The sequence below is a fragment of the Curtobacterium flaccumfaciens genome (assembly GCF_004361695.1).
Taxonomy (GTDB): Bacteria; Actinomycetota; Actinomycetes; order Actinomycetales; family Microbacteriaceae; genus Curtobacterium; species Curtobacterium flaccumfaciens_B.
On sequence record NZ_SNVW01000002.1, the window covers coordinates 221,507 to 235,389 of the forward strand.

The following is a 13,883-nucleotide window of genomic DNA, read 5'->3' on the forward strand; positions in this document are numbered from 1 at the left end:
CGGAACGGGCAGACTCGGACACATGAAGATCGCCATCGCCGGAGGACACGGCAAGATCGCACTCCACCTCGCCCGCCTCGTCACCGACGCCGGCCACGACGCCGTCGCCATCGTCCGGAACCCCGCCCACGTCACCGACGTGGAGCAGCAGGGTGCCCGGGCGATCGTCGCCGACCTCGAACAGCTCGACGACGACGAGCTCGCGCTCCGCCTGCGCGGGGTCGACGCCGTCGTCTTCGCCGCGGGGGCCGGACCGGGCAGCGGCGCCGAGCGGAAGCTCTCGCTCGACCGGGACGGCGCGATCCTGCTCGCGGACGCCGCCGAGCGGGTCGGGATCCGTCGGTACGTGATGATCTCGGCGATGGCGGCGGACTCGTACGACCCCGAGCGCGCCGCGGTGCCCGCGCGGAGCGAGGACGACGTGTTCCAGGTCTACCTGCGCGCGAAGGCCGAGGCAGACGCGAACCTCCGGGCGCGCAGCCTGCGCTGGACGATCGTGCGGCCGGGCGGCCTCCTCGACACGCCGCCGCAGGGCACGGTCGACGTCGGCCGGACGGTGCCGCGCGGCTCGATCCCGCGCGCCGACGTCGCCGCGGTGGTGCTGCACGCGCTCCTCGACGACACCGCGGTGGGCGTGCAGTTCGAGGTGACGAGCGGCGACACCCCGATCCCCGCTGCCCTGGCCGCGCTCGGCTGACGCGCGGGCGCGGCCCCGCCCCTACAGGGCGACCGCAGCCGACTGCCGGGCGATCTCGAGCTCCTCGTTCGTCGGGATGACGAGCACCGCGACACGGGACGCGTCCGTGGAGATGAGCCGCGCCTCCCGGGATGCCAGCTCGTTGCGGTCCGGATCGATCTCGATGCCGAGGTGCCCGAGCCCGGCGAGCACGCGCCGGCGCAGCAGCGCGTTGTTCTCCCCCACGCCCGCCGTGAAGACGACCGCGTCGAGCCCGCCGAGCTGCGCCGTGTAGGCGCCGACGTAGCGGCGGATGCGGTGCCGGTACACGGCGAGCGCCGCCTCGGCCTCGTCGTCACCGTTGAGGGCGGCGTCCTGCACGTCGCGCATGTCACCGTTGCCGGTCAGGCCGAGCAGTCCGGACTCCTTGTTGAGCATGGTGTCGAGCTCGTCGAAGGACAGCCCGGCCTCGCGGTGGAGGTGGATGAGGACGGCCGGGTCGAGGTCGCCGGAGCGGGTCCCCATCACGAGGCCCTCGAGCGGGGTGAGCCCCATCGAGGTCTCGATCGACCGGCCGCCGTCGATGGCCGCCGCGGACGCCCCGTTGCCGAGGTGCAGCACGATCGTCTTCAGCTCGCCGAGGGGACGGCCGAGGAAGTCCGCGGCCTGCTCGGAGACGTACTTGTGGCTCGTGCCGTGCATGCCGTAGCGGCGGATCCGGTACTGCTCCGCGAGGTCGGCCGGGATCGCGTAGGTGTAGGCGTGCGGCGGCATCGTCTGGTGGAACGCGGTGTCGAACACGGCGACCTGCGGCACGTCGGTGAAGACCTGCTTGGCGGCACGGATGCCCTCGAGGTTCGCGGGGTTGTGGAGCGGCGCGAGGCTGCTGAGGTCCTCGATCTCACGCTCGACGTCGTCCGTGACGACGGTCGCCCGGTCGAAGCTCGTGCCCCCGTGCACGACGCGGTGGCCGACGACGGCCGGCGGGTGTTCGTCGAACGAGGGACCGACCTTCGCGAACGCGTCGATCATCGCCTGGAACCCGGCGGCGTGGTCCGGCACGGCAGCCGAGTCGTTCGACGAGGACTCGCCGGTGAGCGCGTTGGTGTGCTTCCACGCGCCGGTCGACTCGCCGATGCGCTCGACCAGCCCGGAGGCGAGCGTCCGCTCCCCCTCGAGCTCGATGAGCTGGTACTTGAACGAACTCGAGCCGGAGTTGACGACGAGGGCTGCGGTCACGGGGCGGTCGCTTTCTGTAGGGGCCTGGAGGCGCGGTGCGGGTCGGTCGGTCAGGCCGCGTCGGACGCGGTGCCGGCTTGGATCGCGGTGATCGCGACGGTGTTCACGATGTCGCCGACGAGCGCCCCGCGCGAGAGGTCGTTGATCGGCTTGCGCAGGCCCTGCAGCACCGGGCCGATGGCGACGGCGCCGGCCGAGCGCTGCACGGCCTTGTACGTGTTGTTGCCCGTGTTGAGGTCCGGGAAGATGAAGACCGTCGCCCGGCCGGCCACCGGGGAGTCGGGCATCTTGGTGCTCGCGACCGTCGGGTCCGCTGCGGCGTCGTACTGGATCGGTCCCTCGACGAGCAGGTCCGGGCGGCGCTCCCGCACGAACGCCGTGCCGGCGCGGACCTTGTCGACGTCCGCCCCGGTGCCGCTGTCGCCGGTGGAGTAGCTGAGCATCGCCACGCGCGGGTCGATCCCGAACTGCGTCGCGGTCTCGGCGGACGAGATCGCGATGTCGGCGAGCTGCTCGCTCGTCGGGTCCGGGATGACCGCGCAGTCGCCGTAGACGAGGACCCGGTCGGCGAGTGCCATCAGGAACACGCTCGACACGATCGAGGTGTCCGGTCGGGTCTTGATGATCTCGAAGGACGGCCGGATGGTGTGCGCCGTGGTGTGCTTCGCGCCGGAGACCATGCCGTCGGCCAAACCGAGCTGCACCATCATCGTGCCGAAGTACGAGACGTCGGTGACGGTGTCGCGGGCGAGCTCGATCGACATGCCCTTGTGGGCGCGGAGCCGCGCGTACTCCTCGGCGAAGCGCTCGCGGAGCTCGGGGTCGAACGGGCTGACGAGCTGGGCGGCGTCGAGGTCGAGGCCGAGCTCGGTCGCCCGGGTGCGGATCGCCGCCGGGTCGCCGAGGATCGTGAGCTCGCACACCTGGCGCTGCAGCAGTGTCGAGGCGGCACGGAGGACGCGGTCGTCGTCGCCCTCCGGCAGGACGATGCGCTTGCCGTAGCCGCGTGCGCGGTCGAGCAGCCCGTGCTCGAACATCAGCGGCGTGACGACACCGGACGGGGTGAGCTGCAGCCGGTCGCGCAGGGCGTCGGCGTCGACGTGCTGCTCGAACAGCGCCAGCGCCAGGTCGGCCTTCCGCGGGGAGTCCGCCGCGAGCCGCCCGCGCGTCTGGGTGATCCGGAGCGCCGTGTCGTACGTGCCGAGGTCGTTCTGCGCGATCGGCAGCGAGCTCGACAGCCCCTCGAGCAGCCGGGAGATCTGCGGGGCCGTCTCGAACCCGCCGTTGAGGATCACGCCGGCGAGGCTCGGGAAGGTCTCGGACTGGTTCGCGAGCAGGGTGGCGATGAGCACGTCGCTGCGGTCCCCCGGCACCACGACGATGCCGCCCTCGATCAGGCGGGGCAGCACGTTCTCCATGCTCATGCCGGCGACGACGGTGCCGAGCGCCTCGCGGTCGAGTAGGGCCTCGTCCCCGCGCACGAGCGTGGCCCCGGTCGCCTGGAGCAGGGCCCGCACGGTCGGGGCGACGAGGACGCGGTCCTCGGGGATCGCCCACACGGGCAGGTCCGGGTGGTCGTCGCGGACGGCCTGCTCGACGCTCGAGACGATCGCGGCGAGGGCCTCCGGGTCGGCGCGGTTGACGACGATGCCGAACACCTGCGCGTGTGCCGCCCGCAGCTCGCTGGTCGTGACGTCGGCGACCTGCGCCATGTCCTCCGGGGTGCGGGCGCCGTGCTCGGCGGCGTCGCGGCCACCGAGGACGAGGAGGACGGGCGCGCCGAGGTTGGCGGCGACCTTCGCGTTGAACGACAGCTCGGTGGGGCTGCCGACGTCGGTGTAGTCCGACCCGAGGACCACGACCGCGTCGCACTGCCGCTCGACCTGGGCGAACCGGGTGATGATCGTGGCGAGGGCGGCGTCCGGGTCGGCGTGCACGTCGTCGTACGTCACACCCACGGCGTCGTCGTAGGAGATGCCGACCGCCGTGTGCTGGAGCAGGAGCTCGAGCACGTAGTCGGGTTCGTCCACCGACCGGGCGACCGGCCGGAACACGCCGACCCGTCCGACCGAGCGCGCGAGGGTCTCGAGGACACCGAGGGCGACGGTGCTCTTGCCCGTGTGTCCTTCTGCTGACGTGATGTAGATGCGGGTCGACACGCCCCCAGGGTAGCCGCGCCCTTGTCGTGACATCTGGGAGCGGGCGACCGTGGACCACCGTGGTCGTGCGCACCCCGGAAGACCTGTACCATTGGGTGTCGTCGTCGCGAGACGGCACCAGGAGAATTCGCCTAGTGGCCTATGGCGCACGCTTGGAAAGCGTGTTGGGTGCAAGCCCTCGGGGGTTCGAATCCCCCATTCTCCGCCACGACACCGAACACCCCGGACCGAATCGGTCCGGGGTGTTCAGCGTTCCGGGCTCCGCGGTCCGGGCTGTTCTGCGGTCCGGGCCTCCTGCGTTCCGGGTCGCCTGGTCCCCCACCCGGTGGACCGCACTGCCCCCCGTCCGCCATGGACTGGCCGCGAAACGAGGCTGTGGGGTGGAACGGGCTGTCCCCGATACCCGTCGGTCGCCTAGACTGCCCGGACGGACGACCCCGGGACGGGTCGGACACGGTGCACGGAGCGGCAGGGGCGTCACTCCACGGGCGGACGATCAGTGCTGCCCGGGCACCCGAGGGACGAGGAGTCCACGTGGGGGACCTGACGGCGCCGGCGACGACCCGCCCGCGCAGCACCGCCTACGACGTGGTCGTGCGACCGCGCCGCTCGCTGGTGCGGTCGACGATCCTCAGCGTCGTGTTCTCCGCGGTGCCCCTCGCCGTCGCACTGGTGTGGGTGTCGCTCCCCCTGCGTCTCTGGACCTTCGTCGCCACCGTGGTGATCGTCGTCGCCGTCCTGATCGGCATCGTGTTCGTCCGGCTCGGCACGGCGTTCGTCGGCATCGCCCCCTCGGGCGTCACCGTGCACGGCGTGGTCACCCCGAACCGCCGGATCCGTCGTGAGCGGGTGCACAGCCTGGTCCTCGCGACCACGTACGGCAGCACCGTCGAGCGGACCACCCGCGAGCTCGTCGCCTTCGACGCAGCGGGCGCACACCTGTTCCGGCTCCGGGCCGACGTGTGGGGCGATGACGGGATCGACCGCGTCGTCGAGGCACTCGGGGTCCGGGTCGCCGACGACGCCCGACCGGTGCCCGCGCGGGAGTTCGCCCGTCGGTACCCGGCCAGCCGCGCCTGGTACGAGCAGCGTGGGGCGTACGTCGTGGTCGGTGCCCTCGCGGTCGCCGCCGTCGCCGGGCTGCTCGTCGTCGAGACCTCCGGCCTCATCGGCGGCTGACGGCCCCGTCCGGGACCGCCACACAACGCCGCGGCGCCAGCCCACGCAACCGCCGTCGGGCCGGCCCGCTCAACGCCGCCGGCGCAGCGTCGAGAAGATCCCCTGCACGACCTCCTTGGCGATCGTGCCGCCGAGCCCCGACCCGAGCAGGTCGGACAGCGGGTCGTTCGCCTTCCGCGAGGCCGTCGTCCGCGTCGACGCCCGCGACGTCGTCCGCTTCGTCCGCCGGGCGTCGGCCGCGCGCTCGGCCCGCTCGAACTCCCGCTGTGCCCGCTCGTACTCCTTCTGCGCCGCGGCCCGCTCGCGTGCCTCCTGCTTCTCGACGGCGGCCGCTTCCTTCGCAGCAGCCGCGGTGGCACGCGCTGCGTCCCGCTCGGCCTCCGCCGCCCGGGTGGCCGCTTCCGCGTGCTCCTCCGCTGCAGCGGCCTCGGCTGCCGCCGCCTCCATCCGGCGCGCGAGCATCTCGTACGCAGAGTCCGGGTCGAGGCGGGTGCCGTAGGTCGCCAGGAGCGGTGACGCCTGCACGCGCGCCGTCATCTCGGCGGCGGGCATCGCGTCCATCGACCCCTCGGGGGCGCGGAGCCGGGTCCAGGCGACGGGTGTCGGTGCGCCCTTCTCGTTCATCACGGTGACGATCGCCTCGCCGGTGGCCAGGGAGGTGAGGACCTCCCCCAGGTCGTAGTCGCTGGTCGGGTACGTCGACACGGTGGCGCGGAGTGCCTTGGCGTCGTCGGGGGTGTGCGCGCGGAGCTGGTGCTGGATGCGGGACCCGAGCTGCGCGAGCACGTCGTTCGGCACGTCCTTCGGCGTCTGCGTCACGAAGAAGACACCGACGCCCTTCGACCGGATGAGCCGGACGGTCCGGATGATCTGGTCGGTGAAGTCCTTCGACGCCCCGTTGAACAGCAGGTGTGCCTCGTCGAAGAAGAAGACGAGCTTCGGCTTGTCCTGGTCGCCGACCTCCGGCAGCTCGTTGAACAGATCGGCGAGCAGCCACATCAGGAACGTGGAGAAGACCTCGGGCTGGTCCTGCACGCCGGGCACCTCGAGCAGGCTGACGATGCCGCGGCCGTCGGCGGCGGTCCGGAGGAACACCTGCGTGTCGATCTCGGGCTCGCCGAAGAACTGGTCGGCTCCGGCGTCGGCGAAGGTGATGAGTTCGCGGAGGATGACCCCGGCCGTCTGCTTCGACAGGCCGCCGAGCTCGGCGAGTTCGCCCTTGCCCGCGTCGCTCACGAGGAAGGTCAGCACGCTCCTGAGGTCGGACAGGTCGACGAGCGGCAGCCCGGCGCGTTCGGCGTAGTGGAACACGAGGCCGAGCGAGGACTCCTGCGTCTCGTTCAGGCCGAGCACCTTGGACAGCAGCAGCGGCCCGAACCCGGAGACGCTGGCCCGGATCGGCACGCCGGTCCCCTGCCCGCCGAGCGAGTAGAACTCGGCCTCGCTGGCCACACCCTGCCACGCCTGTCCGATGCCGGCCGTCCGGGCGGTGAGCTTGTCGTTCGCCTGCCCGGCCACCGCGAGGCCGGACAGGTCGCCCTTGACGTCGGCGGCGAACACGGGCACGCCGTTGGCCGCGATCTGCTCGGCCAGGACCTGCAGCGTGCGGGTCTTGCCGGTGCCGGTCGCCCCCGCGACGAGGCCGTGCCGGTTGAGCATGCCGAGCGGGATGCGGACCTGCACGTCGGGCAGCGCCTCCCCGTTCACCAGGGCGCCGAGCTGCAACGCGCTCCCCTCGATCGCGTACCCGTCGCGGATCGCGGTCACCGCCGCCGCGTCGAGCGGCCCGCCTGGAGGCACGGCGCCGGTCGACGGCACCGCCCCCGCCACCGACGTGGTCGCGTCGACGGCCGTGGTCGCGGCCGCCGCGGTCGGCGCGGGCTCCGCAGCGGGAGTCGGGGCTGCGGCGGCCTCGAGTGCGGCGGCGAGCTCCTCGGCCCGCGCGGCCGCCTCGTCGGCCAGTCGTCGTGCCTCGTCAGCGGCGGCCCGCGCCGCCGCTGCTGCCGCTCGGGCCTGGTCCACCGCGTCGCTCATGGCCTCAGCCTATGGACGCGAGGCCCGGGACGGAACGGATTCGTCCGTGCTCGACGGCCGAGACCCTCGGTGCTCGCGGACCCGGACCGTCAGTGCGTGAGGGCCGGGACGGTTCGCGGTCGGACGACTCCCCACAGGATCGCGATCGCGACCGCCGACGTGCACGCCATCACGGCGGCCATCGGTGTGGCGGTCGTGATGCCGATCCAGCCGACGATCGGCGAGATGATGCCGGCGACGCCGAAGTTCAGCGCACCGAGCACCGACGCGGCGGTCCCCGCTTCCTTGCCGTGGGCCGCGAGGCCGATGACCTGCACGAGCGGGAACGAGAACCCGCACGCCGCGATGAAGAACCAGAGCGGCACGAGCACCCCGACGAGACCGGCTCCGGCCTGGTCGAGCACCATGATCGCCACCGCGGCCAGGAGCAGGGTCGCGGTCGAGCACGCCAGGATCCACTGCGGACCGACGCGCTGCGCCAACCGCGCCGACACCTGCACCCCGACCACGACGCCGACCGAGTTCACCGCGAAGAGCAGCCCGTACTGCTGCGCGTCGAGTCCGTAGAGGCCCTGGAACAGGAACGGCGACGCGCTGAGGTACGAGAACAGACCGCTGAACACCATCGCGCCGATCAGGGCGACCCCCACGAAGATGCGGTCCGAGAAGAGCGCCTTGTAGCGCTGGCGCATCGTGGAGTGGCCGGACTCGTGCCGACGGGCCGGCGGGAGCGTCTCGACGATGAGGAGCACCGCGGCGAGGACGACGGCGGCGCCGTAGCAGGCGAGGAACACGAAGACGCCGTGCCAGCTCACGAATCGGAGCATCTGCGACCCGATGAGCGGCGCGAGGATCGGTGCGAGGCCGTTCACCATCGCCAGGCGCGACAGCATGCGCACGAGCGGCTTGCCGCCGAAGAGGTCGCGGACGGTCGCCATCGCGACGACACCACCGGCGGACGCCCCCATCCCCTGCAGGACGCGGAAGAGCGCGAGGACCTCGACGTTCGGCGCCAGGGCGGCACCGACCGAGGCGCCGACGTGCACGGACGTCGCGATGATGAGCGGCAGGCGACGGCCCACCTTGTCGCTCCACGGGCCGACGAGCAGCTGTCCGATCGCGAAGCCGAGCGTCGTCGCCGTCAGCGTGAGCTGGACCGCACCGTCGGTGATGCCGAACTGGTCCTTGATGGACGGGAACGCCGGCAGGTAGAGGTCGATGGTGAACGGCCCGAGCGCGGTGAGGGCGCCCAGGACGAAGACGTAGACGAGTCGCTGCCTGCGGGAGAGGGAGTCTCCGGGGTGCAGGACGACCCGGAGCGAACCGGTGGTGGCGGGCGCGGTCACGAGCAGGAGTCCTTCGGCGGTGAGGGGAACGGGAAGTGATCGCGGGGTCGATCGAATCGAATCGATTCGTCCGCGGAACCATCCTACGGGTCAGGTGAGCGCTCTCGATGACCGCGCTGTGCGATTCCAGCGTGTCCCCGCACTCGGGGGAGGGTCTCGGCGCGGGCCATGCGATAGCGTCGGGTTGCCCGGGAAGCCGGGCGGAACCGGATCAGAAGGGGGTGGGCGTCATGGTGGATGCCCGGATCCTGCACACGACCGCGGCGCTCCGCGAAGCGATCATGCGGCTCGCGGCGGACCGACCCGTGTCCCGGATCACCGTGGCCGACGTCACCCGCGCCGCCGGCATCAACCGCGCGACCTTCTACTCGCACGCGGTCTCCCCCGGATCGCTGCTCGCCGACGTCCTGACGCCCGAGCTCGACCGCATCCGCGAGGACGACGCCGAGGCCCGCCGCGCCGCAGCCGACCGCGGTGCCGGGGTCGATGAACTCGCCGCCATCACCCGGCGCGGGATCAACGCCGTCGTCGAGCACGTGGTGACCCACCGCGACATCTACGCGAAGGCCCTGCCCGACCCCGAGGACGCCTCGCTGCACCGGCTGCTCGTCGACCACTTCACGGTCTCGAGCGCGCAGCACATCCGCTCGCTCGACACCGTCGACCGTCCGGAGCTCCTCGACGACGTCGCCGCCGGGTTCGTGGCGCAGGGCTTCGTCGGCGCGATCGAGGCCTGGCTGGCCGGTCCGCGCCGGGCCCGCAAGGCGCTCGTCGACACGATCGTGCTGTCGTTCCCGTCCTGGTGGCGCTGAGCCGGTCGGACCGACCGGGCTGCGGCTCCGGACGCACCACGTGACGGACGGGAGGCACGGTGCCAGCTGGCACCGTGCCTCCCGTCCGTCCTGGGTCGCGTCCGCTTACCGGCGCGCGACCTGGGTCATGCCGGTGAAGGAGACCGCGCCGAGCCCCGTGACGTCGTCGTACCCCTTGGCGGTGGTGAGCGACGTGTCGTGGTCGAGCGTGACCAGGAAGTCCTTGCCGGACGTCGCGCTCGTGTAGGCCAGGGCGATCGGCGCCTTCGGCGGCCGCACGTCGGTGAACGCCGTCGGCGCGACGCGGTCCGTCGCGTACAGCGTCGGGTTCGCGAAGCCGAGCCGCGTGTGCGTCGACTGCTGGACGAGCGCGGACAGGGCCGCGGTCAGCGGCGACGCGAGCGAGGTGCCACCGTAGGTCTCGTTCACGAAGTCCCCGACGGCGAGCGTGGAGTCGTCCGTGATCGGACGGATCCCGATCGAGAACCCGGTGTACGGGTCCGCGAGGGCCGCGAGGTCCGGCGAGACGCGCTTGCCACCGGCGAGCGACGCCGGGACGATGCCCTTCTGGTAGGCCGGCTGGTCGAAGAGCGTGCTCCGGCCACCGCCGGCACCACCACCGGCCAGGCCACCGGGGAGCGGCGTCGAGTACACGTTGCCGCGGTCGCTGCTGACGATCTGGTCGAGCACGTCGCCCCACCCGGTCTCGAACGTCTTGCGGCCGTCCTTGCCGATGCCGAGGCTCGTGCCGCCGACCGAGGTCACCCACGGGCTGGACGCCGGGAAGTCCGGCTGGGCACTGCCGAGCGCTGCCGACTCGTCGCCGTTGTCACCGCTCGAGAAGTACAGGCCGATGCCCTCGCCGGCGGCCTGGATGTGCAGGTTCTCCTGACCACGGATGCTGGCCAGCGGGACGTTCTCCCCGACGTCGCCGTAGCTGTTGCTGACGAGGTTCGCGAGGCCCTGGTCGAGGACCTTCGACATCGCGACGTCGAGACCGCCACCGCAGTTCGTGCCGCCGACGTAGAGGATCTTCGCGGCCGGGGCGACGGCGTGCACGGACTGCACGTCGAGGGTCTCCTCGCCCTGCCACCCGCTCGGCTGCTGGCAGAGCACCTGGTCGGTGAACTGCGCCGGCGACGGGATGCGCTGGGCGAAGGTCGCGCTGGTCAGCGCCGGCTCGCCGTTCTGCGCCGAGTAGCTGTTCGTGTCGTGGATGATCGACGGCGAGGCGTACGCGTCGATGATCGCCACGGTCTGGCCCTGGCCCTGGATCCCCTTCGCGGCCAGTCCGTCGACGCCGTAGGCCGAGCGGATCTGCTTCGGGACGTAGCCGCACGCGAAGGTGTGCACGCTCGTCTTCCCGTAGGCCGCCGGGACCGTCGCGGTGTGCTCGCCGTCGTACTGGGAGCACTTCGCCTGGATGCCGGTCGGGGCCGTCGCCTGCTGGCGGAGCGAGCGGGTGGGGGTCGACGACGCGGGGGTCTCCCCCTGCTGGACGAGCTCGGGGTGGGTCAGGAGCCGGCCCTGGTCGACGCTGACGCCGCTGACGAGGCCGGCGACGGCAGCCGGGAGCGTCGGGGCGGTCGACGGTGCGACGAGGGTGCGACCGGCGTGCCGGTAGGAGTGCAGCGAGGTGCCGAGCACCGAGTTCACGACCGATGCCGGGCCGCGGAACACGACGAACTCGTGGCTCGCCGGCACCGCCGTGATGCTGAGCCCCTGCGCCCGGAGGAACCCGGTCACCTGGTCGGCGTCGGCCTTCGTCGGGGCGTACTGCTTGATCCACGCAGCCGGGCTGAGCGGCTTGCGGTACCGGGCGTTCCCCGGGGTCGACACGGCGGTCGCGAGGGCCTCGGCGCCGCGCTGGTTCTGCAGCGGCAGGTAGACCTCGCCCTCGACGTCGGTGGTGGCCGCGACGGTGCCGGCGTCGTTCGCGCTCGTGGCCCAGGCCGGGGTCGAGTCCGGCAGGACCTGGCGGGTCGCGGCGTCGGCCGGACCGGCGGCGAAGAGCACCGCACCGATCGTGCACGCGGCGGTGGTGAGGGCGATCGCGGTGGTGCGCGACCGGCTCGTGGAGGGGGTGGTCCGACCGGGGGTCGGTGGGCGTCGTTGCACTTCGGGTCCTCTCGACGGGAGCCCATCGTGGTCGCGGGTCGCTGACGCGGTCCGTTCCCAGCGCTTTCGTGGGCTGCGGTGAGGTGACTGTAATGAGTGGCGGGATCGCTCGGACAGTCGGTGGTTCCACCGACGAACCATGTCACCCGTCCGGGGGGCGAAGCTGTCGCTCCCCTCAGCCGTTCCGCCCCGTCGTTGCGGGGATCGGCCCCGGCGTGCTGGGTCCCTGCCCTGAACCGGCGGGTCGGTGTTGCGCGCGGCGGGTCGGTGTTGCGTATGGCGCTGCGGCCCGCGGTCAGTCCGTCGCGGGTTTCTGGCCCCGCTGCAGCGACTCGACGACGGCGACGGACTTGCCGACCAGCGCCGCGTCCGAGTCGGTGCCCTGCACCCGGTAGTCCGAGGCGACGCCGTCACCACCGGTCCCCGACGCGGGCAACGGGTCACCGAGCGCGACCACGACGGCGCCGGCGTCGTGCGCGACCTGGATCTCACCGCTCAGCGCGGACGGATCGGCGGCCTCGACCAGGACCACCTTCGCACCGGCTCGGACGAGTGCCCGGAGCGCGGCACGCTGGTCGCCGGCCGGGTCCGTCGCGCCGGCCACCCGGACGTCGGGCTGGAACCCGGCCGAGGTCAGGTCCCGCTCGAACCGGTCCGGCAGCGCGACGCCGCCGGAGGTGGGGCCCGGCGTGGCCGCGGCGGGCAGCAGCACGACACCGACGACGGCGTGCTGGTCGAACCCGCCGTCCGAACTCGTCAGGTCCGAGCTCTCGACCGGGGTGGGCGCGTCCGACGTCGTGCCCTGGCACCCGGCCAGCACGAGCATCGAGCACACCGCCACGACGGCGGCCACGGAGCGGAGCACGACGGATCCTCCAACGGTCGATCGGTGTGCCACGCTACCCGGTCCCGCCGGTCGCCGATGCGGACACCGGCGTCGGCACCGGCCCGAGCCGGCGGACCGCGGCGATCGCCAGGACGGCGATGACGACCATCCCCGCGAAGACGAGCGGGAACGACACCGTGCCCGCGGCGCCGCCGGTGCCGATGAACAGCAGGCCGGTGACGGCCAGGCCGATGACGCTGCCCGAGGCGTCGGCGATGGTCAGGGCCGAGCTCGCGAAGCCGTCGTCGCCCTCGCGGGAGAACCGCAGCGTGAGCATCGAGGTCCGCGGGTAGATCGCGCCCATGCCGGCACCGCCCACGAACCACCCGACGACGAGCAGCCACCACGGCAGGGCCAGGGAGGCCACGGCGAGCGCGGTGAGCAGGCTGACGAGGACGAGCGCCAGGCCGACGCCGAACGTCCGGGCGGCGGTGAGCCGGGTCTCCCCCAGCCGGCCGTGCACCCAGGACGCGCCCGCCCAGCTCAGCGCCGCGACGGTGAGCGCCAGCCCGGCGGCCGATGCCGAGAGACCGTCCTTCGCCTGCAGCAGGAACGGCACGTACGCCTCGCTGCCGAAGAACGCGGCCGCGACGAGCCCCCGGAGCAGGACCACCGACGGCAGGCCCGGAGCGGCGCGGAAGGTCCCGGTGGGCAGCAGCGGACGCAGGGCGAACCAGGTGCCCACGAGCCCGACCACGACGGCCGCCACCCGGGCCCAGGCGCCGAGGTCCGGTGCGATGTTGAGCAGCAGGATCGCGACCGCGGCGGCCACCGACCACCCGATGCGGGCGCGCTGCCACGGCGGTCGGAGCGACGCCGCCGGCGGGTGCAGGCGACCGAGGGTCGGGACGAGCAGGGTGAAGGCCCCGACCGCGATCACGAGCGCCCCGGCGAAGACCCAGTGCCAGTTCCAGACGTCGGTGACGATGCCCGCCAGGGCCGGACCGACGAGTGCCGGGACCACCCAGGCGGCGGCGAACCCGGCGAACACCGGGCCGTGCAGCTCGGCGGGGAAGATGCGGGCGACGAGCACGTAGAGGACGACGTCGATCGCGCCGGCGCCGAAGCCCTCCACCAGGCGTCCGGCGAGGAAGACCTCCATCGTCGGCGCGAGCATCACCACCGCGGTCCCGACGGCGAACAGGGCGGCGGACACCCAGGCCACGACCCGGCCACCGGCCCGGTCCGTCCAGTTGCCGGCGAGCACCATCCCGGGCACGCCGGCCGCCAGGGGCGCCGCGAACGCGAGCGCGTAGAGGGTCTCACCGTCGAGGTCGCGGCTGATCTCCGGCATGACGGTCGTCATCGCCAGGTTCTGGAACGCGGCGACGGCGACGATCGCGACCATGCCGACGGTGGCGAGGGCGTACGGTCCGCTGAACAGACTCGTCCTCGTCGCCGCGATGCTCACCCGATCATCGTAGGGCGAGCCCA

Annotated in this window: 10 protein-coding genes and 1 tRNA gene; 4 read left to right on the top strand and 7 right to left on the bottom strand. The window is 72.7% G+C overall.

Annotated features, from left to right (window positions below):
- Nucleotides 1-22 precede the first annotated feature (22 nt).
- Entirely contained in the window at nucleotides 23-697 is a 675-nt protein-coding gene (locus EDF64_RS03695; protein WP_133518738.1) for an SDR family oxidoreductase, read from the top strand.
- 21 nt (nucleotides 698-718) lie between these two features.
- Here EDF64_RS03695 and EDF64_RS03700 read toward each other — a convergent pair whose 3' ends face one another.
- Together EDF64_RS03700 and pta are read right to left on the bottom strand one after the other, a co-directional pair.
- Nucleotides 719-1,915 carry an acetate/propionate family kinase gene (locus EDF64_RS03700; protein WP_133518739.1) on the bottom strand — a complete coding sequence of 399 codons (1,197 nt, stop codon included), beginning with the start codon at nucleotides 1,913-1,915 and terminating at the stop codon, nucleotides 719-721.
- A gap of 50 nt (nucleotides 1,916-1,965) precedes the next feature.
- Nucleotides 1,966-4,074, bottom strand: a complete 2,109-nt coding sequence (gene pta / locus EDF64_RS03705) for a phosphate acetyltransferase (protein ID WP_133518740.1) — start codon at nucleotides 4,072-4,074, stop codon at nucleotides 1,966-1,968.
- 120 nt (nucleotides 4,075-4,194) lie between these two features.
- Here pta and EDF64_RS03710 point away from each other — a divergent pair.
- Both EDF64_RS03710 and EDF64_RS03715 read left to right on the top strand, forming a co-directional pair.
- Nucleotides 4,195-4,282, top strand: a tRNA-Ser gene (locus EDF64_RS03710).
- 326 nt (nucleotides 4,283-4,608) lie between these two features.
- Entirely contained in the window at nucleotides 4,609-5,253 is a 645-nt protein-coding gene (locus tag EDF64_RS03715) for a hypothetical protein (protein WP_133518741.1), read from the top strand.
- Between the two features lie 69 nt (nucleotides 5,254-5,322).
- Here the strand turns inward: EDF64_RS03715 and EDF64_RS03720 are convergent, their stop codons facing one another.
- The gene (locus tag EDF64_RS03720) at nucleotides 5,323-7,287 is read right to left on the bottom strand and encodes a helicase HerA-like domain-containing protein (protein WP_133518742.1); all 1,965 of its coding nucleotides are present in this window, start codon (nucleotides 7,285-7,287) and stop codon (nucleotides 5,323-5,325) included.
- Between the two features lie 89 nt (nucleotides 7,288-7,376).
- Nucleotides 7,377-8,633 (bottom strand): multidrug effflux MFS transporter, encoded by a 1,257-nt coding sequence (locus EDF64_RS03725; RefSeq protein ID WP_133518743.1) that lies wholly within the window; start codon nucleotides 8,631-8,633, stop codon nucleotides 7,377-7,379.
- 230 nt (nucleotides 8,634-8,863) lie between these two features.
- Here EDF64_RS03725 and EDF64_RS03730 point away from each other — a divergent pair, with 230 nt between their 5' ends.
- A complete protein-coding gene (locus EDF64_RS03730) occupies nucleotides 8,864-9,445 on the top strand; it encodes a TetR/AcrR family transcriptional regulator (RefSeq protein WP_166645587.1) in 582 nt (193 codons plus the stop codon).
- Between the two features lie 105 nt (nucleotides 9,446-9,550).
- On the opposite strand, the gene EDF64_RS03735 is transcribed toward EDF64_RS03730, so the two are convergent.
- The 3 genes from EDF64_RS03735 to EDF64_RS03745 all read right to left on the bottom strand — a co-directional run bounded on the left by EDF64_RS03735 (nucleotide 9,551) and on the right by EDF64_RS03745 (nucleotide 13,860).
- The gene (locus EDF64_RS03735) at nucleotides 9,551-11,563 is read right to left on the bottom strand and encodes a S53 family peptidase (RefSeq protein ID WP_243736234.1); all 2,013 of its coding nucleotides are present in this window, start codon (nucleotides 11,561-11,563) and stop codon (nucleotides 9,551-9,553) included.
- A gap of 295 nt (nucleotides 11,564-11,858) precedes the next feature.
- The gene (locus EDF64_RS03740) at nucleotides 11,859-12,428 is read right to left on the bottom strand and encodes a hypothetical protein (RefSeq protein WP_133518746.1); all 570 of its coding nucleotides are present in this window, start codon (nucleotides 12,426-12,428) and stop codon (nucleotides 11,859-11,861) included.
- 34 nt (nucleotides 12,429-12,462) lie between these two features.
- Nucleotides 12,463-13,860, bottom strand: coding sequence for an MFS transporter (locus EDF64_RS03745; protein ID WP_133518747.1), 1,398 nt, complete (start codon nucleotides 13,858-13,860; stop codon nucleotides 12,463-12,465).
- Nucleotides 13,861-13,883 lie beyond the last annotated feature (23 nt).